This window comes from Microbacterium sp. KNMS (genome assembly GCF_053851835.1).
This window is the reverse complement of the sequence record NZ_JBSQBP010000005.1, coordinates 120,375-142,001: the sequence shown is the minus strand read 5'-3', so window position 1 is coordinate 142,001 and position 21,627 is coordinate 120,375. Positions and strand designations below refer to the sequence as shown.

Sequence of the window (21,627 nt, the reverse complement as noted above, 5' to 3'; positions counted from 1 at the left end):
GGCTGGCGGTCGCCTGCCCCCGACGCGGGCGGATGGCCGGGGCCGGCCGCCCGCGTCGGGGAGACGGAGGGGCGTCAGAACGCCGAGACCTCCTCGACCCACGTGTCCCAGCTCGTGTCGGCGTCCTCGATGCCGTCGAACACACGGGTGACCGCGTTCTGCAGCGCGTCGTGGAACTGGAAGTACTTCGGCCCCTTCACGGGCGAGACCTCGACGGCCTCGGCGCGCGCGATGCCGATCTCGCCGGTCGGCGCGTCGTTGAAGTACGGGTTCGAGAAGCCGGTGAGCTCGGCGTCCTCGTACGCCTCGGGCTGGCTCGGGAACGTGCCGGCGTTCACGAACGCCTTGACCTGCGTCTCGGGCGACGTCAGCCAGTCGGCCAGCTCCTGCGCGGCCGCGACGTTCTCGCCGTTCGCCGGGATCACGAGGTACGAACCGCCCCAGTTGCCGCCGCCGCCCGGGAAGACGTCGGCGATGTCCCAGCCCTCGATGTCGGGCGCCTCACCCGAGATGATGCCGTGCATCCAGCCCGGGCAGAGCATCGCGGCGAACTCGCCGTTGGCCATCGACGCGTACCAGTCCTCGCTCCACTGGCCGGCGTAGGCCGAGATCGGCACGGCCTTCTCGACGACCGTCTCGTACGCCTCCTGGACGTCGGGGTTCTCGGTGGCGACGACGGTGCCGTCGGCCTCCTCGTAGGTGACCTCGATCTGGTTCATGAGGCCCTGCAGCACCGAGTTCGCGGAGTCGATGAACGGCTTGCCCGTCTTGTCGACGTATTCCTGGCCCACGGCGAAGAAGTCGTCCCAGGTCGTGAACAGGCCCGCTACCTCGGCCCGATCGGTCGGCAGGCCCGCTGCCTCGAAGAGGTCGGACCGGTAGCAGACCGCCTGCGGGCCGATGTCGGTGCCGTACGCGACGAGGTTGCCGTCGGCGTCGGTCGCCGCGGCCTCCTTCCAGTCGAGCCAGCGGCCCTTGAGGTCCTCGGGCACCGGCGCGAGGAGGTCGGCGTACTCCATCATCTCGGCGAACCAGTCGACCTCGACCGCCTCGATGTCGGCGAGGCCCGTGTTCCCGAGCTTCTGGAAGAAGTTGGCGCGGGCGTCGTTCGAGGTCGCCGCCTTGTTGTGGACGATCGTGACGTTCGGGTGCTCGTCCATGTACTCCTGGAGGAGCTCGTCGGTGTAGCCGAAGTCGTTGAAGGTCGAGATCGAGATCTCGACGGGAGCGTCGGGATCGGCGGCGTCGGCGCCCTGCGACGAGCCGGAGCAGCCCGCGAGGGCGAGACCGCCGATGGCGAGGGCGCTGACCGCGGCGGCTCCGCGGCGGAAGGCACGAGTGTTCACTGTCACTCCTTTGTGGTGGGTGTGGGACCTGTCGTGAGAGCGCTCCCACGACACGCTCACGGACTCTATGGGAGCGCTCTCACATCCGTCAAGTCGATATTTCGACGGCGCTGGTCGAAATTTCGATGCGAGGGTGGAGGACATGGCGTTCTCGACACCTGCTGCGCTCACGACGCGACCGGACCTGACCGGCACGTTCGGGATGGCCGCCTCGACGCACTGGACCGCCACCGGCGTCGCCCAGTCGGTGCTCGAGCGCGGCGGCAACGCCTTCGACGCCGCGGTCGCCGCGGCCTTCACGCTCCACGTCGTCGAACCGCACCTCAACGGGCCCGGCGGCGACCTGACTGCGATCATCCGACCTGCCGGCGCCCCTCCCCGCGTGCTCGTCGGCCAGGGCCCGGCGCCCGCGGCCGCCTCGGTCGCGCATTTCCGGTCGGAGGGCCTCGACCTCGTCCCGGGCGCGGGCGCGCTCGCGGCGGCCGTCCCGGGTGCCGTCGACGCGTGGCTCCTCCTCCTGCGCGACCACGGCACATGGGAGCCGGCGGATGCTCTCGCCTACGCGATCGGGTACGCCAGGGAGGGCCATCCCGTCCTCCGCAACGTGGTCACGACGATCGAGGGCGTGTCGGCGCTCTTCCGGGACCACTGGCCGACCTCGGCCGAGCGGTGGATGCCCGGCGGCCGCATCCCCCGCCCGGGCGAGATCGTGACGAACCCCGAGTACGCGGCGGTGCTCGAGGAGGTCGCGACCCACGCCGCGGCCGTCGCGGGGACCCGCGTCGCGCGGATCGACGCCGCGCGGGTGCGGTGGCGCGAGATCCTCGGCCGCGCCGCGGAGGAGCTCGCTCGCACACCGCACCGCCACTCCGACGGCCGCGATCACGCCGGCGTGCTCTCTCGCGCGGATGTCGAGGCGTTCTCGGCGAGCTGGGAGCATCCGACGACCGCGACCTTCCGCGGGCGGGCCATCGCGAAGACCGGGCCATGGGGGCAGGGCCCCGTCCTGCTGCAGGCCCTGAAGATCCTCGAGGGGTTCGACGACGACCGACTCGACCCGTCGACCGAGCTCGGAGCGCACACGATCCTCGAGGCGCTGGGGCTCGCCTTCGCCGACCGCGAGGCCTGGTACGGCGAGCAGCTCTCCTCGGACGACCTCGCATACATGCTCTCCGACGCATATGCCGCGGAACGGCGGGCCCTGATCGGCGAACGGGCGGCACTCGCCCCGCGCCCCGGACGCCTGCCCGGCCGCCCGGCCCCGACCATCCGACCGCTGCACCGCGACGCGGCCGAGCTCGCAGCGGGCGTCGGCGAGCCGACCGTCCCGGGAGCCCGGCCCTCCGAGAGCGGACTCGAGACCGACGCCCGCGGGGTCGCCCGCGGCGACACGTGCCACGTCGACGTCGTCGACCGGTGGGGCAACATCATCTCGGCGACGCCGTCGGGCGGCTGGCTGCAGTCGTCGCCGACCCTTCCCGGCCTCGGGTTCTGCCTCGGCACGCGCCTGCAGATGACCTGGCTCGATGAGACGTCGCCGTCGGCGCTCCGCCCCGGCGCGCGACCGCGCACGACGCTCACGCCGACCCTCGTGCTCGAGGGAGACGAGCCGGTCATGGCGCTCGGCTCCCCCGGGGGCGATCAGCAGGATCAGTGGCAGCTGCTCTTCCTGCTCCGGGTGCTCGTGGGCGGATGGTCGCCGCAGCAGGCGATCGACGCGCCGGCCTTCCACACGACGGCCTTCCCCGGCTCGTTCTGGCCGCGGACGGGCACGCCCGGTGGCGCGGTCGTCGAGGACCGACTCGGCGACGACGTCATCGCGGGCCTCGAGCGCCGCGGCCACGCCGTGACGCGCGCCGGCGCATGGGCCCTCGGGCGCCTCTCCGCGGTCACGCGCGACCCGCGGACCGGGCTGCTCGGCGCCGCGGCGAACCCGCGCGGCGCCCAGGGCTACGCCATGGGGCGCTGAGCGGAGCACCGCGACCAGCGACCCACGGCAGCGCGGCGGATGGCGCGGGTCGCGGCGACTAGAATGGTCCCGATTCCCCGCCCGCGACATCCGGAGCTCATCTCATGCCCACCATCGTCGTCGACGTCATGCCCAAGGCCGAGCTGCTGGACCCGCAGGGCAAGGCCGTCACCGGGTCGCTCGCCCGTCTGGGCCACGGCGCCTTCCAGAACGTCCGCATCGGCAAGCGCATCGAGCTCACGGTCGAGGGCGAGGTCACCGACGAGGTGCTCGCCGAGGCCAAGACGGTCGCCGACGAGATCCTCTCGAACGCCGTCATCGAGGATGTCGTGAACATCGAGGTGGTCGAGTGACCGCCCGCATCGGGGTCATCACCTTCCCCGGCTCCCTCGACGACCGCGACGCCCAGCGCGCGGTGCGAATCGCGGGTGCCGAGCCGGTCGCGCTCTGGCACGGCTCGCACGATCTCGAGGGCGTCGACGCCGTCATCCTCCCCGGCGGGTTCTCGTACGGCGACTACCTGCGCGCGGGCGCCATCGCCGCGCATGCGCCGATCATGGCCGAGGTCGCGGACGCCGCGGCGAAGGGCATGCCGGTGCTCGGCATCTGCAACGGCTTCCAGATGCTCGTCGAGGCGCACCTCCTTCCCGGCGGCCTCATCCGCAACGCGCACCAGCAGTTCATCCGCCGCGACCAGCGCCTCCGCGTCGAGAACGCGTCGACCGCCTGGACGAACGCGTTCGAGCAGGGCGAGGAGATCGTCATCCCGCTCAAGAACGCCGACGGCGGCTACATCGCCGACGACGAGACGCTCAAGCGCATCGAGGGCGAGGGCCAGGTCGCGTTCCGCTACCTCGGTGTGAACCCCAACGGCTCGCTCGACGACATCGCCGGCCTCACGAACGAGCGCGGGAACGTCGTCGGCCTCATGCCCCACCCCGAGCACGCCGTGGAGCCCGGCTTCGGCCCCGGCACCCCCGCCGCCATGCGCTCGGGCATCGACGGGCTGCGGTTCTTCGAGTCGGCCATCGCGGCCGTCGTCGCGCAGACCGCGTAGCGCGCCGTCCGAAGCCCCGGGGATCTCCCCGGGGCTTCGGCATGCCCGCGCCGGTAGCCTCGAAGCGTGACTGCACTGACGCTCTCCGTTCCCACCGACGAGCTCGTCGCCGACGTGACGGCGCTGCTCGACCCGGCGCTCGACATCGACGTCGTCCTGTGGGACGGGCAGGATGCGCCGCCGCGCGACCGCATCGACATCGTCGTGCCGCCGTACATGCGCCAGGGCCGAATGCTCGCGCGGCTGCCCGAGCTCGAGTGCCGTCTCGTGCAGGCGCAGGCCATCGGCTTCGACGGCGTCGAGGAGCGCCTGCCTCCGGGGACCGTCTACGCGAACGCGGCGAGCGTCCACGAGACCGCGACCGCCGAGCTCGCGGTCGGGCTCATGATCCTCGCGCAGCGCGGTCTCGACCGGATGGTGCACAGCCAGGAGCGCGGCGAATGGCACAGCTTCCGGATGCCCGGGCTCGCCGATCGCCGGGTCGTGCTGCTCGGCTTCGGCGGCGTTGGCAAGGCGATCGCGCGTCGCCTCGCGGCCTTCGAGGTCGACCTCGTGCCGGTCGCCTCCCGCGCGCGCGACGAGGACGGGCTGCACGTCCACGCGCTCGACGAGCTCGACGAGCTGCTTCCCGGCGCGGAGATCCTCGTCAACGCGCTCCCGGGCGGAGAGGAGACGCGCCACCTCATCGACGCCGCTGTCCTCGGGCGACTCCCCGAGCACGCGCTCCTCGTGAACGTCGGCCGCGGGCCGACCGTCGACACCGACGCGCTCGTCGAGCACGTCCGCCGCGGGCGCATCCGCGTGGCGAGCGACGTGTTCGATCCCGAGCCCCTGCCGGAGGGCCATCCGCTCTGGTCGCTCGACGGCGTCTTCATCTCCCCGCATGTCGGCGGCAACAGCGGCGCGATGCGCCCGCGGATCGCGCGCCTGATCGCGCGGCAGGCCGAGCGGATGGCGCGGGGTGAGGAGCCCGAGAACGTCGTCATCCGGACCTGATCACGGAGGCACGCCTCGGTGCGGGCCCCCTTTCGACACCTGTCGTTCACCGTTGGGACAGCGGGCGTCACCGTGAGGTTGACCGGGATCGCTAGCGTGCGGGTCATCGCCGTCTCGACGGCCCCTCTCCCGCATCTCTCCGGAAGCACCCTCATGCCCGAACATCGTTCGGCGCGCCCGGGGCTCACGCGGTCGCTCGCCTTCGCGACGACCGCCGTGATCCTCGCGGGCTGCGCTGCCCTCGTCCCCGTCTCGGCGACCGCGGCGGAAGGAGGTGCCACGCCGCCCGTGTTCGTGTCGGAGATCCTCGCGAATCCCGCGGGAGCCGACGAGTTCGAGTACATCGAGGTCACCAACCCGACCGATGCGCGCGTGCCGCTCTCGAGCCTCTCCTTCGCGTACACCTACGTCGACTCGGCCGACACGGCGCGCGATGTCGCGCTCACGGTGGACGGCGACGCGACGATCGCCCCCGGCGGGTCGGTCGTGCTGTGGGTGAGCTACGCGAACAGCGACGGCACGCTCGACTCCTTCGCGCGCACGGCGGACGAGTTCCGCGCGGCCACCGGCACGCCCGAGGGCACGCAGGTGCTCCGCGTGACCGGACAGCCGGGGATGGCCAACGGCGGCGGGCGCGGCATCCGCGTGAGCGACGCCCACGGCATCCTCTCGTGGTCGTTCTACCCGACCGATTCGATGGCGACCGATCTCGGCGTCGACTTCTCGGTGCCATCCGCCGTGGGCGAGCCCGCCCCGGTCGTGGCGACCCGCACGGCGATGACCCCCGGCGCGGTCTCGCCCGCGCAGCTCACGCCCACGACGCCCGAGCCCGAGCCCACCGAGACGCCCGAGCCGACCGCGACGCCTGAGCCGACGCCGGGCGATCCGGCCGACATCGGCGTGCTCGAGCCGGACCCGTCGGTCGTCGCCGCGCCGCTGCAGATCACGGAGGTGCTCCCGGATTCGGAGAACGTCGGCGGCGCCGACGGCTACGAGTTCATCGAGGTCTACAACGCCACGAGCGCTCCGATCGACTTCGCGGACTACGCGATCACCTACCTGTACCCGCAGGACTACGAGACGAACACCAACGAGGCGCTGTGGCCGTCGTCGCCGCGCGACGTCGTGATCCCGGGCGGCGAGACGCTCGTCCTCTGGATCAAGAACGCCGGCAACGCGGGTCTCGGCGCTGCCGACTTCAACGCGAAGTTCGGCACCGACCTCGTCGCCGGCGAGAGCCTCGTCGAGATCGCGTCGGCGGGCATGGCCAACGGCTCGGCGCGCGGTCTCGACATCCGCACGAACACGGGCTTCAGCGTCAACCGCGCCTACTACAACATGGCGGGAGCCGACGACGTCGACGCCGATCGCGGCATCCGCTACACGGCCTCGGACGACCTCGCCCTGCAGTCGATCGTCGATGCGCGCGCGGCGTCGCCGGGTCGCGTCCAGGTCGATCAGGTGCCGTCCGGCCTCGCGGTCGTGGCCGACGACGCGGTCGCGCCGTCTCTCGCCGACCGCACGGTCGCCGAGATCGACCCGGCCGCCGGCTTCACGGTCGATCTCTCCGTGACCGACGACGTGCGCGTGCGCACGGTCTCGCTCGAGATCCGCAACGACGTCGACCCGGAGTCGCGCGTCGTCAACCTCGTCCACGCCGCGGACGACGAGGCGGCCTACCGGCACACCGTCGGCGCCGCCGACCTCATGGGCAAGAGCTGGTACGAGTACGCCGTCGTCGCGACCGACGGCGTCAACGAGATCCGCACGGAGACCCGCCGCGTCCCGGTCGCGGGCGCGTCGACCGATCCCGTCCGCCTCAATGTGTCGGACGGGCAGTTCGTGGGCGGCACGACGACCGTGTCGGCGGCGGGAGAGGACTTCCCGCCCGCGCTCGACCTCGCGATCGACGGCGCGTCGGTGCCGACGCGCGCGTCGCTCGAGCACGAGCCGCAGTTCGTGTTCGAGACGTCGCAGACCGACTTCTACTTCCGCAACGGCGTGCGGATCGGCGAGGAGATCCTGCACATCTTCGACGAGGGCACGTACGAGCGCACCGAGACGATCGCCGTCCCCGTGCCGCTCGAGCACATCGCGCAGGGTGCGCCGCTCTCGGTCGACATCTGGGCGGGCACGAAGGCCGGCCCGTGGATCGACGAGTTCGAGAACAACGACGACTTCGTCATCTCGAGCATGCGGCTCGTCCTGCCGGATGGGCGCACGCTGCGCCCCGAGGGCTACGACGACCCGACGCGGATCATCCAGATGGGCGACAGCGCGGGCAAGAACGACATGTTCGCATCGGTCTTCGCGATCCCCGACGACGCGTTCACGGCGGTCGCACACGACTGGGACACGACGGCGACCGCCGACGGCGCCCATGAGGTGAGCGCGACCGACGGCACGCACGCCGCGACCGCGCAGGTCACGGTCGACAACACGGCCCCCGAGATCGCACCCGCGATCGAGGACGGGCGCGTGCACCAGGGCGAGATCGTCCTGGACGCCGAGGTGTCGGATGGCGCGGGCTCGGGCGTCGCGGAGGTCGTCGCGACCCTCGACGGCGAGCCGGTCGAGCTCGGCACGCGGACCTCCTCCGTCGAGCTCGCAGCCGGGGAGCACGTGCTCGCCGTCACGGCGACCGACCTTGTCGGCAACGCGGGCGAGTCCACGACGACCTTCACGGTGCCCGAGGAGCAGCCGGGCGCCGACGGCTTCGCCCCCGATGAGGGCGCCGAGGTCGAGGCCGGCGACGTCATCCTGCAGGCGACGGTCACCGACCCCACGGGCGATCCGCTCGACGTCTCGTTCCGCGAGGGGCACCGCTTCGAGCTGGGCGATGAGGAGGTGACCGCGGCGAGCGGCACGACGCACGACGCGTCGGCCCTCGAGCGCGACCTCGAGCCGTCGGCCGAGCCCGCGCCATCCGCCGGTGCCGCAGCGGCCGCAGCGGACCTGCCGACGACCACGGGGCTCGCCCCCGTGACGTCGACCGACGCGCTGCCGTACTACACGTTCGACGTCGCCGTCCCCGACGACGCGGGCGAGGGCGCGACCGCGCGTCTCACCTGGTCGGGCTCGGCCGACGCGCACGCGCAGGTCATCCTGTACGCGCTCGCGGCCGACGGCGCCTCGTGGATCGAGATCTCGCGTCATCTCACGGCCGCGGAGGGCGAGGAGTTCACGCTCACCGGCTCGATCCCCGTGGCCGACGCCGCGCACGACGGCGTGATCACGGCGCTCGTGCAGCACTCCGAGGGCTTCGCCGGCGCGAACCTCTCGACGCGCGAGTCGCAGGTCGCCCCCGCGCACCCCGACGACACGCCCCGCTCGGAGTACGACTTCACGATCGCGTGGGAGTCGGACACGCAGTACTACAACGAGGAGTTCACCCAGCACCAGGCGGCGATCCACGACTACGTGCTGGGGCAGCGCGAGGCGCAGAACATCCAGTACCTCATCCACACGGGCGACGTCGTGGACGACTACGACCAGGAGTACCAGTGGCTGAACGCCTCCCCGCAGTACGCGCGGCTCGATGACGCCGGTCTGCCCTACGGCGTGCTCGCGGGCAACCACGACGTCGGGCACGGCGTGAGCGACTACGCGAACTTCTCGCGGTACTTCGGCGAGGCGCGCTATGCCGACCGGCCCTGGTACGGCGAGAGCTTCGAGGACAACCGCGGTCACTACGACCTCATCACCGCGGGCGGGATCGACTTCATCATGCTCTACATGGGATGGGACCCCCAGCAGAGCGCGATCGACTGGATGAACGAGGTGCTCGCGCAGCACCCCGAGCGCATCGCGATCATCAACCTGCACGAGTTCATGCTCACGACGGGCGGACTCGGACCCGTGCCGCAGCAGATCATGGACGAGGTCGTCGCGACCAACCCCAACGTGCGGCTCGTCTTCTCGGGGCACTACCACGACGCGTTCACGCGCGTGGACGAGTTCGACGACGACGGCGACGGCGTCGCCGACCGCAAGGTCCACGCGATGCTGTTCGACTACCAGGGCCTGCCCGAGGGCGGTCAGGGCTTCCTGCGCCTGCTGCAGTTCGACAACGTCGGGCAGCGGATGGCCGTGCGCACGTTCTCGCCGTCGCTCCAGCGCTACAACTCCGACGAGCCGAGCCTGCTGGGCCCCGCCGAGGACCCCTACCTGCACCAGGACTTCGAGGTGCCCTACGCGGATCTCGGGATCGCGCCGAGCGACAAGACGCTCGCGACCTCCGGGTTCACGGCGGAGATCCTCACCGCGAACGAGATCGACGCCCTCGCCGGCGTCGAGAGCGGCGCCGTGGCTGCGGTCAAGTGGCCGCTCGAGGTGCTCGGCGACCACGGCTGGTTCGTGGAGACGCGCGACCCGCACGGCGCCGTCGAGGTCTCGGCCGTGCGCACCTTCACCCTCATCGAGGCGACCGAGGAGCCGGGCGAGACGCCCGGCACCGAGGAGCCGGGCGAGACGCCTGGTCCGGGTGAGACGCCCGGTCCGGGTGAGACGCCCGGGTCCGAGCAGCCGGGCGAGACGCCCCGGCCGGAGGAGACGCCGGACTTCGGCGAGGGCCCGGGCGGACCGGACTCCGAGGAGACGCCCGAGCCGGAGGCGCCCGCGGGCACCCCCGAGCCCGAGGAGACGCCGAAGCCCGAGGGGTCGCCCGCGCCCGAGGCTCCGCGCCCCGACGAGACGCCGGCGCCGCAGGCCCCTGCCCCGGAGCAGTCGCCCGAATCGGAGGCCCCGGAGTCGGAGCAGCCGGTTCCGCCGGCCGAGTCGACGCCCGAGGCTGCCCCCGAGGACACGGCACCCGAGGACGCACCCGAGGAGCCGACCGCGGACGAGCAGCGGGAGCTCGAGCCGACCGGCATCACGATGGCCGCGACGCTCGTGGCCGCCGCGCTCGCGCTCATCGCGCTCGGAACGGCGCTCGTCGCCCGCGCCCGCACGCGCCGCAGCTGACACCGCGCACCCGAAGCGGCCGGATCCCGATGGATCCGGCCACTTCGGCGTCTCTCGCCTCCCTCAGCGCGTGTCGATGTCCTCGCCCGACCACAGGCCGCCGCACTCGACCTCGCGCACGCGGTTCGCGACGAGGTAGGGGCGCGCTCCCCGGTCGCCCGACAGCGAGGCCGTCAGCGCGTCGACGTGCGCGGAGCCGATGACGGCCGGATGGCCGGGCCGGCCCCGGTAGACGGCCTGCGCGAGGGCGGTCGGCGGATCGCCCGCGGCCGCGAGCACGCGCCGGACGGCCGTGCTCGGCAGCTCGGGGACGTCGACGGTCGCGACGACGACCGCGTCCGCGCCCGCAGACGCGGCGAGCGCGGAGCGCAGGGTGGCGGACATGCCGTCCTGCCAGTCGGATGCCACGACGATGTCGGCGCGATCCGGCACGAGGGAGCGCGCCGCTGCGGCCCGCGCTCCGAGGGCGACGACCACGCGATCGCAGCCGCCCTCCTCGAGCGCCGCGACGACGCGGGCGAGCCAGGGCGTGCCATCCGCCGTGCGCGCGAGCGCCTTGGGCCCGCCGAAGCGCGTGCCGGCGCCGCCCGCGAGCACGATCCCGCAGATCCCCGCCATCCTCCGACCGTAGCGCGCCGATCTCACAGCGCTCCTGTCTTCTCCGTGAAACATGCGGAGGGATAGCGTGGAGCATGCTCGAACTCGCGTCGGCTCTCCTCGATCGGCTCGCGCGCGGCCGACGCGCCGCCGTGATCACCGTGACCCGCGTCGCGCGCAGCGCGCCCCGGGGTCTCGGCGCGTCGATGGCCGTGACGGATGAGGGCGAGGTCGTGGGCTCGATCTCGGGCGGATGCGTCGAGGGCGACGCGGTCGTCCTCGCGCACGCCGTGCTGGCCGACGGCGTCGCCCGCACCGCGACCTTCGGCTTCGACGACCGGACGGCGCACGCGGCGGGCCTCGCGTGCGGCGGCCAGGTCGACGTCATCGCCTACGAGGTCCGCGCCGCCGACCCCGTCGCGATGCGGGCGCTCGAGCGGGCGGCGGATGGCCGCGCGGCGACCGCCGGGATCGTCCTGGAGGGCGCGGACCGCGGTCGGATCGCGGCCTCGCGCGACCTCGGCCCCGCGTCGTCGGCCGCGTTCGATGCCGCGGCGCTCCTCGCCGAGACGCGGGTCGTCGGCCGTCCGGCGGTGCTGGCGGTCTCGAGCGCCCCGCGACCGCGCCTCATCCTCGCCGGCGCGACCGAGCACGCCGCGGCGCTCTGCCGTGTCGGCGCGGCGGCGGGCTTCGCGGTGACCGTCGTCGATCCGTGGGAGCTGCTCGTCACGCGCGAGCGGTTCCCCGATGCCGACGACCTCGTCGTCGCCCTCCCGCACGAGCACCTCGCGCGCCTTCCGGAGAGCGCGGTCGACGCGCGCACGGCCGTGTGCGTGCTCACCCACGACGCGCGGCTCGACGTGCCGGCCATCCGCCAGGCCCTCGCCCTGCCGATCGGGTTCGTCGGTGCGCTCGGCGCCCGCGCGACCGTCGCGCGGCGCGCCGAGCTCCTGCGAGCGGAGGGCGTCTCCGACGCCGACCTCGCGCGGCTGCACGCCCCGCTCGGGCTCGATCTGGGCGGCTCCGCGCCCGAGGAGACGGCGGTCGCGATCCTCGCGGAGATCCTCGCCGCCCGGCATGGGGGAACCGGCGCGCCGCTGCGCGAGCGGACCGGGCCGCTGCACCGCGACCGCCCGGCGGCCGAGGCCTGCATCTCCGCGCCCCGCGACGTCCGACGCGAGGCGGAGCGGGCGTCATGGATCTGAACGCCGTCGAGACCTACCGGCGCGCACGCTCGCGCGCCGACCTCGCCCTCGCGCCGGGCGAGGTGCCGCTCGCGGGCGGCACGCTGCTCTTCAGCGCGCCGAGCCCGCTCATCACGGGGCTCGTCGACCTCACGACGCTCGGCTGGCCCGATCTCGAGCCGTCGGCCGACGGCCTGCGCATCGGCGCGACCTGCCCCATCGCGCGCCTCGTCGCGTTCGCGGAGGGCCGCGACGCGCTGCGCCCCGATCCGACCTGGACGGCCGTGCCGCTCTTCGCCGACGCCGCGCACGCTCTCCTCGCCTCCTTCAAGATCTGGAACCGCGCGACGGTCGGCGGCAACATCGCCCAGTCCTACGCCGCGGCGGCCATGGTCGCGCTCGGCGCGGCCCTCGACGCCGAGGCGCTCATCTGGACCCCCGACGGAGGCGAGCGCCGGATGCCCGTGGCCGAGATCCCGGCAGGGAACGGCCTCAGCTCGCTCGGTGCGGGAGCGATCATCCGCGCCATCGACATCCCCGCGCGGGCCCTGCGGTCGCGGGCCGCGCTGCGTCGGATCGCGCTCGCCGAGCTCGGACGCTCGGGCGCCGTCGTGACCGGCCGGGTGGACGAGGGCGGAGCCGCGGTGTTCGGCATCACGGCGAGCGTCGAGCGCCCCGTCGTGCTGCGCTGGCCATCCCTCCCGAGCGCGGCCGACCTGAGGGCCGCGGTGGCCGGGGCCCAGGGCTGGTACACCGACCCCCTGGGCGCCGCCGACTGGCGCCGCGGCGTCTCGGTCGTCCTCGCGGAGCGCTGCCGCGCGGCCCTCGCGGAAGGAGACGCGGAATGAGGTTCACGGTCAACGGCTCCCCCGTCGACGCCGATCCGCGCCCCGGTCAGTGCCTGCGCACGCTCCTGCGCGAGCACGGGCACACCGAGGTGAAGAAGGGCTGCGATGCCGGCGACTGCGGCGCGTGCGGCGTGCTCGTCGACGGCGTCCCTGTCCACTCGTGCCTCATCCCCGCCGTGCGCGCGGAGGGCGTCGCGGTCACGACGGCGGCCGGGCTCGCTCCGGGCGACGAGCTCCACCCCGTGCAGGAGGCGCTCGCGACCGGGTTCGGGTTCCAGTGCGGGTTCTGCACGCCGGGGATGAGCGTGACCGCGTCGTGCCTGCACCCGGGCGACGAGCGCGACCTCGACCGGCGCCTCAAGGGCAACCTCTGCCGCTGCACGGGATACCGCCCGATCCGCGAGGCGATCGCGTCGACGCTCACGGCCGTGCGCGAGACCGGGCCCGGCTCGTCCCAGGAGGAGGCCGGCGGCGTCGGCCGGTCCGTCGTGCCGGAGGCCGCCCGCCGGATCGTGCAGGGGCGCGAGCCGTACACGTTCGACGAGGTGCCGGACGGGGCGCTCATCCTGCGCGTCCTGTCGTCGCCCCACGCGCACGCCCGCATCACGTCCATCGACACGACCGCGGCCGAGGCGGTGCCGGGCGTCGTGGCGGTCTTCACGCACCGCGACGTGCCCGGCATCCGCTACTCGACGGGGCGCCACGAGCACCGCACCGACGACCCCGACGACACGCGCATGCTCGACGACGTCGTGCGGCACATCGGCCAGCGCGTCGCGGCCATCGTCGCCGAGACCGCGGCGGCGGCCGAGCGCGCCTGCGGCCTCATCGCGGTCGCCTACGAGCCGCTCCCCGCCGTCTTCGACCCCGAGGCCGCGCGCACACCGGGTGCTCCGGCCATCCATTCCGACCGCACGCCCGACGACCGCGTCGCGGATGCCGCGCGCAACGTCGTCGGCGCCGTCCACACGGGGCGGGGCGGCGACATCGACGCCGCGCTCGCGGCGAGCGCCGTCACCGTCGCGGGCACCTGGCAGACGTCGCGCACGTCGCACGCGCAGCTCGAGACGCACGGCGCGGTCGGATGGCTCGAGGGCGACGTCCTGACCATCCGCTCGTCGACGCAGGTCCCGTTCCTCACCCGCGACGAGCTCGCGCGCATCCTCGAGCTGCCGCGCGAGCGCGTCCGCGTCTTCGCGCCCCGCGTCGGCGGCGGCTTCGGCGGCAAGCAGGAGCTCCTCGCGGAGGACCTCGTCGCGCTCGCCGTGCTGCGCACGGGGCGCCCCGTCGCATACGAGTTCTCCCGCGCGGACGAGTTCCTCCGCGCGCCCGTGCGGCATCCGATGCGCGTGAGCGTCGAGCTGGGCGCGGATGCCGACGGCCGGCTCACGGCGATGCGCCTCGACGTGCTGAGCGACACCGGCGCGTACGGCAACCACGCGCTCGGCGTGCTCTTCCACGGCGTCGCCGAGTCGGTCACGATCTATCGCACGCCCGTGCTCCGGCTCGACGCCGAGGTCGTCTACACGAACAACCCGCCGTCGGGGGCCTTCCGCGGATACGGCCTCGGGCAGGTCATGCTCGGCATCGAGTCGGCCATGGACATGCTCGCCGAGCGGCTCGGTCTCGATCCGTTCGAGGTCCGGCGCCGCAACGCCGTGCGCGAGGGGGACCCGATCCTCGCGGCCGACGGCCACGTCGAGGACGACCTCGTGTGGGGCAGCTACGGGCTCGATCAGTGCCTCGACCTCGCCCAGGAGGCGATGCAGCGCGGTGACGGCGAGCCCGCGCCCGACGGCTGGCTCGTCGGCGAGGGGATGGCCGCCGCCATGATCGCGACGATGGCGCCCTTCGGCCACGTGGCGCACGCGTCGGCATCGCTGCGGCCCGACGGGGTCTTCGAGCTGCGCACGGGCACGGCCGAGTTCGGCAACGGCACGACCACCGTCCACCGGCAGATCGCGGCGAGCGCGCTCGGCGTGCCGCTCTCCATGATCCGGCTCGCCCACGCCGACACGGCGCTCGTTCCGCACGACACCGGCGCGTTCGCGTCGGCCGGCACGACCGTCGCCGGCAAGGCGCTCCACGCCGCCTGCCTCGCGCTGCGCGAGCGGATGGTCGGGCTCGCTGCCGCGCGCACGGGCGCCTCCCCGGCGGAGTGCGCGCCCACGGCCGAGGGCGTCGCGACCCCGGCGGGCGTCATCCCCTTCGCGGAGCTCGCGGGGCCCGACGGGATCACCGCGGCCGGCGAGGAGCACGGCGACCGCCGCTCCCTCGCGTTCGACGTGCACGCCGTCCGCGTCGCCGTCGACCCGGAGACCGGCGTCGTCCGCATCCTGAAGTCGGTCCACGCGGCCGACGCGGGCTTCGTCATGAACCCCGCGCAGTGCCGCGGCCAGGTCGAGGGAGGCGTCGCCCAGGGCATCGGCGGGGCACTCTACGAGGAGGTGCTCGTCGAGGACGGGGTCGTGCGGAATCCGATGTTCCGTACGTATCGGGTTCCGCAGTCGGCCGACATCCCCGACACCGAGGTGCTCTTCGCCGACACCGCCGACGCGCTCGGCCCGTTCGGGGCCAAGTCGATGAGCGAGTCCCCCTACAACCCCGTGGCGCCGGCCATCGGCAACGCGATCGCGCGCGCCATCGGCCGGCGCCCCTTCCATCAGCCGTTCACCCGCGAGCGCGTGTGGCGGCTGCTGCAGGACGGTCAGACGGCGGTGTAGCCGCCGTCGATGAGGTAGTAGCCGCCGGTCACGAACGACGCGTCGTCTGAGAGGAGGAACCGGACGACCTTCGCGACCTCCTCTGCCCGGCCCAGCCGCCCGAGCGGGTGCTTGGCCTTGAGCGCCTCGAGCGCCTCGGCGGGCAGCTTCTGCAGAAGCGGGGTGTCGATGTAGCCGGGCCCGACCGCATTGATGCGCAGCCCCTGCGCGCCGTACTCGGCGGCGGCGTTCTTCGTGAGGCCGACGACCGCGTGCTTCGAGGCCGTGTACGCGGAGTTGCCGAGTGCGGCGACCATCCCGTGGATCGACGCCATGTTCACGATCGCGCTCTCGCCGGCTCCGGCCTCGAGCATGGCGGGGATCTGGTGCCGCATGCCGTAGAGCACGCCGTCGAGGTTGATGCCGATGACGCGGTTCCAGTCGTCCACGTCGATCTCGCCGGTCGGCGCCTGGCGGCCGCCGATCCCGGCGTTGTTGACCGCGTAGTTGAGGCGGCCGAACGTCTCCTTGGCGAACGCGACCGCCTTCTCGCTGTCCTCGGCGACCGAGGTGTCGGCGCGGAACGCCGCGGCCTCGCCCCCGGCAGCGGCGATGTCGTCGGCCACGCGCTGCGCGGCATCCAGGTCGATGTCGGTCACGACGACCTTCGCGCCGTGGGCCGCCAGGTCCTTCGCGATGGCCTCGCCGATGCCCGATCCGCCGCCCGTGACGAGGGCGACCCTTCCGTCGAATGACATAATGTTCCCTTCGATCTCCTGCGCGAAGATCCATGCCTTTGCATGAATCCTGACATCTAGACTACGCCTGTCGAAGACAGGCGGGTCGATGCGCGCGCAGCCCGCAACTGCCATCCTGAACCCGTGACCCGTGCGGCTCCACCCCTCACCCCGATGGAACGATGACCCTATGATGAGCACCCCTGCGCCCCGCGGCGCCCTCGACCGCTTCTTCCGCATCACCGAGCGCGGCTCGACCGTCGGCACCGAGATCCGCGGCGGCCTCGTCACCTTCTTCGCGATGTCGTACATCGTGGTGCTGAACCCGCTCATCATCGGCACGTCGGCGGACGGCACGGGAGAGTTCCTCGGCGGCGGCGACGCTCCGAACCTCAGCATGATCGCGTCGGCGACCGCTCTCATCGCGGGCATCATGTCGATCCTCATGGGCGTCGTGGCGAACTTCCCGCTCGCGATGGCGGCGGGCCTCGGCCTCAACGCGGTCGTGACCTACTCGATCGCCGCGATCCCTGGCGTGACCTGGGCCGACGCGATGGGCGTCATCGTGATCGAGGGCCTGCTCATCCTGCTCCTCGTGCTCACCGGGTTCCGCGAGGCCGTCTTCCGAGCCGTCCCGACGCCGCTGAAGACCGCGATCGGGGCGGGCATCGGCCTGTTCATCACGCTCATCGGCCTCGCGAACGCGGGCTTCGTGACCGGCGACGGCGCGACCATCCTCGCCCTCGGCAACCTCGGCACGTGGCCGATCCTCGTCTTCGTCGTGGGGCTCGTCCTCGCGATCGTCCTGCACGCGCGCCGGGTGAAGGGCGCCATCCTCATCTCGATCCTCGTCGCGACCGCGCTCGCGATCCTCCTCGAGAACACCCTCCACATCGGCGCGCGCGGCGACGAGAACCCCGGCGGCTTCAACTCGCCCCCGACGTTCTCGGGCGTCATCGCCGTGCCCGACTTCTCCCTCATCGGGCAGTTCAACCTGCTCGGCTCGGTGCAGAGCATCGGCATCGTCACCCTCGTGCTGCTCGTCTTCACCCTGCTGCTCGCCGACTTCTTCGACACCATGGGCACGATGGTCGCGATCGGCGCCGAGGCGAAGCTGCTCGACGCGAACGGCAACCCGCCGCGCACGAAGCAGATCCTCATCGTCGACTCGCTCGGCGCCGTCGCGGGCGGCGTGGGCTCGGTGTCCTCGAACACCGCCTTCGTCGAGTCGACCGCGGGGGTCGGCGACGGCGCGCGAACCGGCCTCGCGTCGGTCGTCACCGGCATCGCGTTCCTGCTCTCGACCCTCTTCGCGCCGCTCGTCGCGCTCGTGCCCTACGAGGCCGCAGCCCCCGCGCTCGTGCTCGTCGGCTTCCTCATGCTCACGCAGGTCGCCGGCATTGACTGGAAGAACATCGAGGTCGCCCTGCCGGCCTTCCTCACGATCGTCATCATGCCGTTCACGTACTCGATCGCCGACGGCATCGGCGCGGGCTTCATCGCCTACATCATCGTGAAGCTCGCCCGCGGCAAGGTCGGCGACGTGCACTGGCTCATGTGGCTCGTCGGCGCGCTCTTCGTCGTGTACTTCACGATCGAGCCGATCCGGGCGCTGCTCGGGGCGTAGCGCTCACTCCGAAGGCGTGCCCCCGGATGTCCGAGGGCGCGCCTTCGACGTCACCACTTCGTCAGCACAGCCTCGTTCGCGAAGATCTGGTCGCCAGGTGGGGCGACATGCCAGCCGAGCGTCCGAAGGATGTCGGCGGCCTCAGCGGGCAGATCGCGCACTGCTGCACGCAGCTGCTTGCGTCGCCAAGCCATTCGTCCTGAGGCGATCGCGTCGTCCCACCCGCTGACTCGGTCGACACCGAGTTCTCGGATGAGGAACTCGATGAAATCCTCAAGGCACGGGCGGAATCGCTCGCCGCCGACGGGAAAATGCAGCGAAGACATGTCGTGGGGTCGGGCGACCTGTCGCGGACGCACGGTGTTGGCGTGAGTCATCAGGTGCGTCAGAGCGCCCCGTTCGCCATGCACCTGCCAGTGGGCGATCGGCGCAGTGTGGATGTCCGACTGGTACTCCAACCTCGCAAGAGGCTTCGAGTCCAACGTCGAGAGGACATGGAAGTCGGCCCGGGTCGCTTTGAGGTACTCCCCCGCGCTGTCAACTCCGAGGCGGAAGCTGAAGTGCAGCTTCGCGAGCTCCTCGCCGTCGACGAAGAGGGGTACCGTGGCAGGCTTGGAGCTCGGTCCCACGGGTGGGGAGACGACGTATCGCCCGCCTTCTTCTCGTGAGCGGACCTCGTGCTCTCCCGGCAACGTGGCTCGAAGGAGCGTCTCGACGTCGGCCGCGAACGCGGCGGACGCGGCGTCGAGACGCTCCGCCTCGCTCATTCGCTCTCGCCGAGCAGGAAGTCGAGGTCCTGGATCGCCCAGAGAGCCTCCCACTGCTCGCCGCTCAACGAGTGCGTCCGGTGATACTCCTTGAGTTCCGCCGCGGACATGCCGACGGCCTCCTCCAACGCACGCCGCTGCGCGAGGAGCTCCTCCCGGGAATGCTTGATGACCGGAGCCATGCGACCCTCCTTCGTTCAGCCTTGAGACGATCTCACCACCGACTGCGGACATTCTCCCGCAATGGCTCGAGACGGGGAACACGCGGCAGGACGCCGGTCAGCTCGGCTCGGCGCCGCGGTGCGCGACGGCCTCCGCGAGCGCGCGGATGCCGAGCGCGACGTCGCCGCCGAGGACGGACTCGGCCGGGTGGTGGCTGATGCCGTCCGCATTGCGCAGGAAGAGCATCCCGACATCCGTCAGCGCGCCCAGCGTCATCCCGTCGTGCCCGGCCGGGCTGAACAGCGACGCCGGCTCGGCGCTCGCGACGCTCGCGCGGATGCCCTCGCGCACGACGTCCTGCAGGAGCGGTGCGCAGAAGAGCGCGGGGGCGCTGTGCACCTCGCGCGCGTGCCAGCTGAGCCGTCGCCTGCCCATGATCTCGTCGAGCTCGCGGGAGATCCGCTCCCACACGCGGTCGCGCGCGCCGTCGAACTCGCCGCGCAGGTCGATGCTCATCCGCGTCTCGCCGGGGATGACGTTCACCGCCCCCGGGAACGCCTCGAGCTGCCCGACGGTGCCGATGATGTGGTGCTCCGATGAGCAGATGCGCTCGACAGCGAGAGCCGCCTCGCTGGCTCCGAGGAGGGCGTCGCGCCGCATGTCGTAGGGCGTGCCGCCCGCGTGACGGGCCTCGCCCTCGACGACCACCTGGAACCGCCGCGCCGAGGCGATCGACGACACCACGGCGAGCGGCTCGTCGCGCCGATCGAGCTCGGGCCCCTGCTCGATGTGCGCCTCGAGGTAGCCGACGAGCTGCCCGGGGGCGCGTGCGGCGTCGCGGATGGCGGCCGCGTCCAGTCCGAAGGCGCGGTGCGCGTCGCGGAGCGTGATCCCGTCGGCGTCCTCCAGATCCCACCAGGCGTCGTCCCAGGTGCCCGCGACGGCCGACGACCCGAGCAGCGCGCGTCCGAAGCGCGTGCCCTCCTCGTCGGCGAACGCCGCCACCTCGATCCCGAACGGGAACGGCGACCGCCACCCGCCGTCCGCCGACGCGACCCGGAGGATGCGCACGACCTCGATCGCCATGAGCACGCCGACGATGCCGTCGAAGCGCCCCGCGTCGATCACGGTGTCGAGATGCGAGCCGAGCATGAGCACGGGCGCGTCGGGATCGGCCGCGGGGAGGAGCCCGAGCTGATTGCCCGCGGCGTCCTGCCGGGTGGTCATCCCGACCTCGCGCATCCACGCGTCGGCGAGCGCGTTCACCCGCGCGTGCTCGGGCGAGAGGTACACGCGCGTGATGGCTCCGCTGTCGGCGCTGATCCGCGCGAGCTCGTCGCAGCGCGCCATGACGCGGCGGGCGGCCGCGGCGATCTGCTCGGTCGAGAGCGCGAGACGCGAGACGATCATGCGAGCACCTCCTCGCGCACCGCGGCGCGGAAGACGTCGCCGGCTGCCTCGACCCCGCCGCCCGCAGCGACGGCGACGCCGAAGCGGCGCAGGACCGCCTCGAGCGCCGCGAGCGTGACGAGCACCGCGTCCTTGCGCGCGTTGTAGCCCATCGTGCCGATCCGCCAGACCCGGCCGTGCAGCGGCCCGAACGACGTGCCGATCTCGACGCCGAAGTCGTCGAGCAGCGCCTCGCGCACGGCGTCCGCCGGCACGCCATCCGGGACCTCGACCGCGACGACGTTGTTCATCCGGTGCGCGACATCGCCGAAGACGCCCAGCCCGAGACCGCGGACCCCTGCGAGCATCGCGGCACCCGCCAGCCGGTGCCGCTCGATCACCGCCTCGCGCCCCTCCTCGAGGAGCACGGCCGCGCACTCCCGCGCCGCGTAGAGCATCGAGGTCGCCTCGGTGTGGTGGTTGAGGCGTCGCGGCCCCCAGTAGTCGAGGATCATGCCGAGGTCGAAGTAGTTCGTGCGGACGAAGTCGGCGGCGCTCGCGTCGGCGTCCTCGCGGATGCCCGCCTCGACGCGCGAGCGCGAGCGGATGACCGACACGGCGCGCTCCGAGAGCGTGAGCGGCGCCGAGCCGCTGGGCCCGCCGAGGCACTTCTGGAGCCCCGCGGTGGCGGCGTCGACCCCCCAGGCGTCGGCGAGGAACGCGTTCCCGCCGAGCGAGGCCGTCGCGTCGGTGTAGAAGAGCGCGCCGTGCCGCTCGCAGATCGCGCCGATCTCGTCGAGCGGCTGGTTCATCGTCGTGGAGGTGTCGCCCTGGACGAGCGCGAGCACCGCCGGCTTCACGCGCGCGACGGCCTCCTCGATGAGCGAGGTCGGCACCACCTGGCCCCACGGGACCTCGACGACGTGCACCTCGGCGAGCGCGCGCTCCGCGATCTCCGCGAGCAGATGCCCGAACCGCCCGAAGACCGGCACGAGCACCCGGTCGCCCGGGCGGATGAGCGACATGAGCGCCGCCTCGATGCCGGCGCGCGCGGTGCCGTCGACGAGAAGCGTCGCGTCGTTCCGCGTCGCCCACACGCGACGGTAGAGCTCCTGCGTCTCGCGCATCGTCGCGGTCATGAACGGGTCGTACTGCCCGACGAGCTGCGCCGACATCGCGCGCAGGACGCGCGGATACGCCGAGATGGGGCCGGGGCCCATGAGGAGGCGGGCGGGCGGGTCGAGCGGGGCGGTGATCGTCATGATGTGCTGCTTCCGAGTGGGG

At 72.8% G+C, this 21,627-nt stretch carries 16 protein-coding genes; 9 read left to right on the top strand and 7 right to left on the bottom strand.

Annotated elements, in window-relative coordinates; genetic code table 11:
• Positions 1 to 74: 74 nt before the first annotated feature.
• Positions 75 to 1,346: an ABC transporter substrate-binding protein gene (locus ACWXWW_RS05090; RefSeq protein WP_271173451.1), complete on the bottom strand. Its 1,272-nt coding sequence runs from the start codon at positions 1,344 to 1,346 to the stop codon at positions 75 to 77.
• Positions 1,347 to 1,488: 142 nt separating this feature from the next.
• Here ACWXWW_RS05090 and ACWXWW_RS05085 point away from each other — a divergent pair, with 142 nt between their 5' ends.
• The 5 genes from ACWXWW_RS05085 to ACWXWW_RS05065 all read left to right on the top strand — a co-directional run bounded on the left by ACWXWW_RS05085 (position 1,489) and on the right by ACWXWW_RS05065 (position 10,330).
• On the top strand, positions 1,489 to 3,315 hold the full coding sequence (locus ACWXWW_RS05085) for a gamma-glutamyltransferase family protein (RefSeq protein ID WP_455969112.1): 1,827 nt from the start codon (positions 1,489 to 1,491) through the stop codon (positions 3,313 to 3,315).
• Between the two features lie 104 nt (positions 3,316 to 3,419).
• On the top strand, positions 3,420 to 3,668 hold the full coding sequence (purS, locus tag ACWXWW_RS05080) for a phosphoribosylformylglycinamidine synthase subunit PurS (RefSeq protein WP_282979291.1): 249 nt from the start codon (positions 3,420 to 3,422) through the stop codon (positions 3,666 to 3,668).
• Complete coding sequence (purQ, locus tag ACWXWW_RS05075) at positions 3,665 to 4,372, top strand: phosphoribosylformylglycinamidine synthase subunit PurQ (protein ID WP_271173448.1); 708 nt, start codon at positions 3,665 to 3,667, stop codon at positions 4,370 to 4,372. Before purS ends, purQ begins: the two co-directional genes overlap by 4 nt.
• Positions 4,373 to 4,438: 66 nt before the next feature.
• Positions 4,439 to 5,368, top strand: coding sequence for a 2-hydroxyacid dehydrogenase (locus ACWXWW_RS05070; protein WP_455969110.1), 930 nt, complete (start codon positions 4,439 to 4,441; stop codon positions 5,366 to 5,368).
• Between the two features lie 153 nt (positions 5,369 to 5,521).
• On the top strand, positions 5,522 to 10,330 hold the full coding sequence (locus ACWXWW_RS05065) for a lamin tail domain-containing protein (RefSeq protein ID WP_455969109.1): 4,809 nt from the start codon (positions 5,522 to 5,524) through the stop codon (positions 10,328 to 10,330).
• A gap of 63 nt (positions 10,331 to 10,393) precedes the next feature.
• On the opposite strand, the gene ACWXWW_RS05060 is transcribed toward ACWXWW_RS05065, so the two are convergent.
• A complete protein-coding gene (locus ACWXWW_RS05060; protein ID WP_271173445.1) occupies positions 10,394 to 10,948 on the bottom strand; it encodes a nucleotidyltransferase family protein in 555 nt (184 codons plus the stop codon).
• 74 nt (positions 10,949 to 11,022) lie between these two features.
• Here ACWXWW_RS05060 and ACWXWW_RS05055 point away from each other — a divergent pair, with 74 nt between their 5' ends.
• The 3 genes from ACWXWW_RS05055 to ACWXWW_RS05045 are packed head-to-tail and all read left to right on the top strand — an operon-like array spanning position 11,023 to position 15,682.
• Positions 11,023 to 12,132 carry an XdhC family protein gene (locus ACWXWW_RS05055; RefSeq protein ID WP_455969108.1) on the top strand — a complete coding sequence of 370 codons (1,110 nt, stop codon included), beginning with the start codon at positions 11,023 to 11,025 and terminating at the stop codon, positions 12,130 to 12,132.
• A complete protein-coding gene (locus tag ACWXWW_RS05050) occupies positions 12,123 to 12,959 on the top strand; it encodes an FAD binding domain-containing protein (protein ID WP_455969106.1) in 837 nt (278 codons plus the stop codon). Before ACWXWW_RS05055 ends, ACWXWW_RS05050 begins: the two co-directional genes overlap by 10 nt.
• Complete coding sequence (locus ACWXWW_RS05045) at positions 12,956 to 15,682, top strand: molybdopterin-dependent oxidoreductase (protein ID WP_455969104.1); 2,727 nt, start codon at positions 12,956 to 12,958, stop codon at positions 15,680 to 15,682. Before ACWXWW_RS05050 ends, ACWXWW_RS05045 begins: the two co-directional genes overlap by 4 nt.
• Here the strand turns inward: ACWXWW_RS05045 and ACWXWW_RS05040 are convergent.
• Positions 15,667 to 16,419, bottom strand: coding sequence for an SDR family NAD(P)-dependent oxidoreductase (locus ACWXWW_RS05040; RefSeq protein ID WP_374727761.1), 753 nt, complete (start codon positions 16,417 to 16,419; stop codon positions 15,667 to 15,669). The genes ACWXWW_RS05045 and ACWXWW_RS05040 overlap by 16 nt on opposite strands.
• 172 nt (positions 16,420 to 16,591) lie before the next feature.
• On the opposite strand from ACWXWW_RS05040, the gene ACWXWW_RS05035 reads away from it, so the two are divergent.
• Positions 16,592 to 18,025: an NCS2 family permease gene (locus tag ACWXWW_RS05035; RefSeq protein ID WP_374727779.1), complete on the top strand. Its 1,434-nt coding sequence runs from the start codon at positions 16,592 to 16,594 to the stop codon at positions 18,023 to 18,025.
• Between the two features lie 50 nt (positions 18,026 to 18,075).
• Here ACWXWW_RS05035 and ACWXWW_RS05030 read toward each other — a convergent pair whose 3' ends face one another.
• From ACWXWW_RS05030 to ACWXWW_RS05015, 4 genes are all read right to left on the bottom strand, one after another.
• Positions 18,076 to 18,792, bottom strand: a complete 717-nt coding sequence (locus ACWXWW_RS05030) for a hypothetical protein (RefSeq protein ID WP_455969102.1) — start codon at positions 18,790 to 18,792, stop codon at positions 18,076 to 18,078.
• On the bottom strand, positions 18,789 to 18,974 hold the full coding sequence (locus ACWXWW_RS05025) for a hypothetical protein (protein WP_455969100.1): 186 nt from the start codon (positions 18,972 to 18,974) through the stop codon (positions 18,789 to 18,791). Before ACWXWW_RS05025 ends, ACWXWW_RS05030 begins: the two co-directional genes overlap by 4 nt.
• A 97-nt stretch (positions 18,975 to 19,071) precedes the next feature.
• A complete protein-coding gene (locus ACWXWW_RS05020; protein ID WP_455969099.1) occupies positions 19,072 to 20,364 on the bottom strand; it encodes an allantoate amidohydrolase in 1,293 nt (430 codons plus the stop codon).
• On the bottom strand, positions 20,361 to 21,605 hold the full coding sequence (locus ACWXWW_RS05015; protein ID WP_455969097.1) for a pyridoxal-phosphate-dependent aminotransferase family protein: 1,245 nt from the start codon (positions 21,603 to 21,605) through the stop codon (positions 20,361 to 20,363). The genes ACWXWW_RS05020 and ACWXWW_RS05015 overlap by 4 nt, the downstream gene beginning before the upstream one ends.
• Between the last annotated feature and the right edge of the window lie 22 nt (positions 21,606 to 21,627).

Bases quoted from the DNA above. Each gene is read 5' to 3' on its own strand.
- ACWXWW_RS05085 (WP_455969112.1), top strand. From the start codon at position 1,489: ATGGCGTTCTCGACACCTGCTGCGCTCACGACGCGACCGGACCTGACC.
- purS (WP_282979291.1), top strand. From the start codon at position 3,420: ATGCCCACCATCGTCGTCGACGTCATGCCCAAGGCCGAGCTGCTGGAC.
- ACWXWW_RS05065 (WP_455969109.1), top strand. From the start codon at position 5,522: ATGCCCGAACATCGTTCGGCGCGCCCGGGGCTCACGCGGTCGCTCGCC.
- ACWXWW_RS05060 (WP_271173445.1), bottom strand. From the start codon at position 10,948: ATGGCGGGGATCTGCGGGATCGTGCTCGCGGGCGGCGCCGGCACGCGC.
- ACWXWW_RS05055 (WP_455969108.1), top strand. From the start codon at position 11,023: ATGCTCGAACTCGCGTCGGCTCTCCTCGATCGGCTCGCGCGCGGCCGA.
- ACWXWW_RS05050 (WP_455969106.1), top strand. From the start codon at position 12,123: ATGGATCTGAACGCCGTCGAGACCTACCGGCGCGCACGCTCGCGCGCC.
- ACWXWW_RS05045 (WP_455969104.1), top strand. From the start codon at position 12,956: ATGAGGTTCACGGTCAACGGCTCCCCCGTCGACGCCGATCCGCGCCCC.
- ACWXWW_RS05040 (WP_374727761.1), bottom strand. From the start codon at position 16,419: ATGTCATTCGACGGAAGGGTCGCCCTCGTCACGGGCGGCGGATCGGGC.
- ACWXWW_RS05035 (WP_374727779.1), top strand. From the start codon at position 16,592: ATGAGCACCCCTGCGCCCCGCGGCGCCCTCGACCGCTTCTTCCGCATC.
- ACWXWW_RS05030 (WP_455969102.1), bottom strand. From the start codon at position 18,792: ATGAGCGAGGCGGAGCGTCTCGACGCCGCGTCCGCCGCGTTCGCGGCC.
- ACWXWW_RS05025 (WP_455969100.1), bottom strand. From the start codon at position 18,974: ATGGCTCCGGTCATCAAGCATTCCCGGGAGGAGCTCCTCGCGCAGCGG.
- ACWXWW_RS05020 (WP_455969099.1), bottom strand. From the start codon at position 20,364: ATGATCGTCTCGCGTCTCGCGCTCTCGACCGAGCAGATCGCCGCGGCC.
- ACWXWW_RS05015 (WP_455969097.1), bottom strand. From the start codon at position 21,605: ATGACGATCACCGCCCCGCTCGACCCGCCCGCCCGCCTCCTCATGGGC.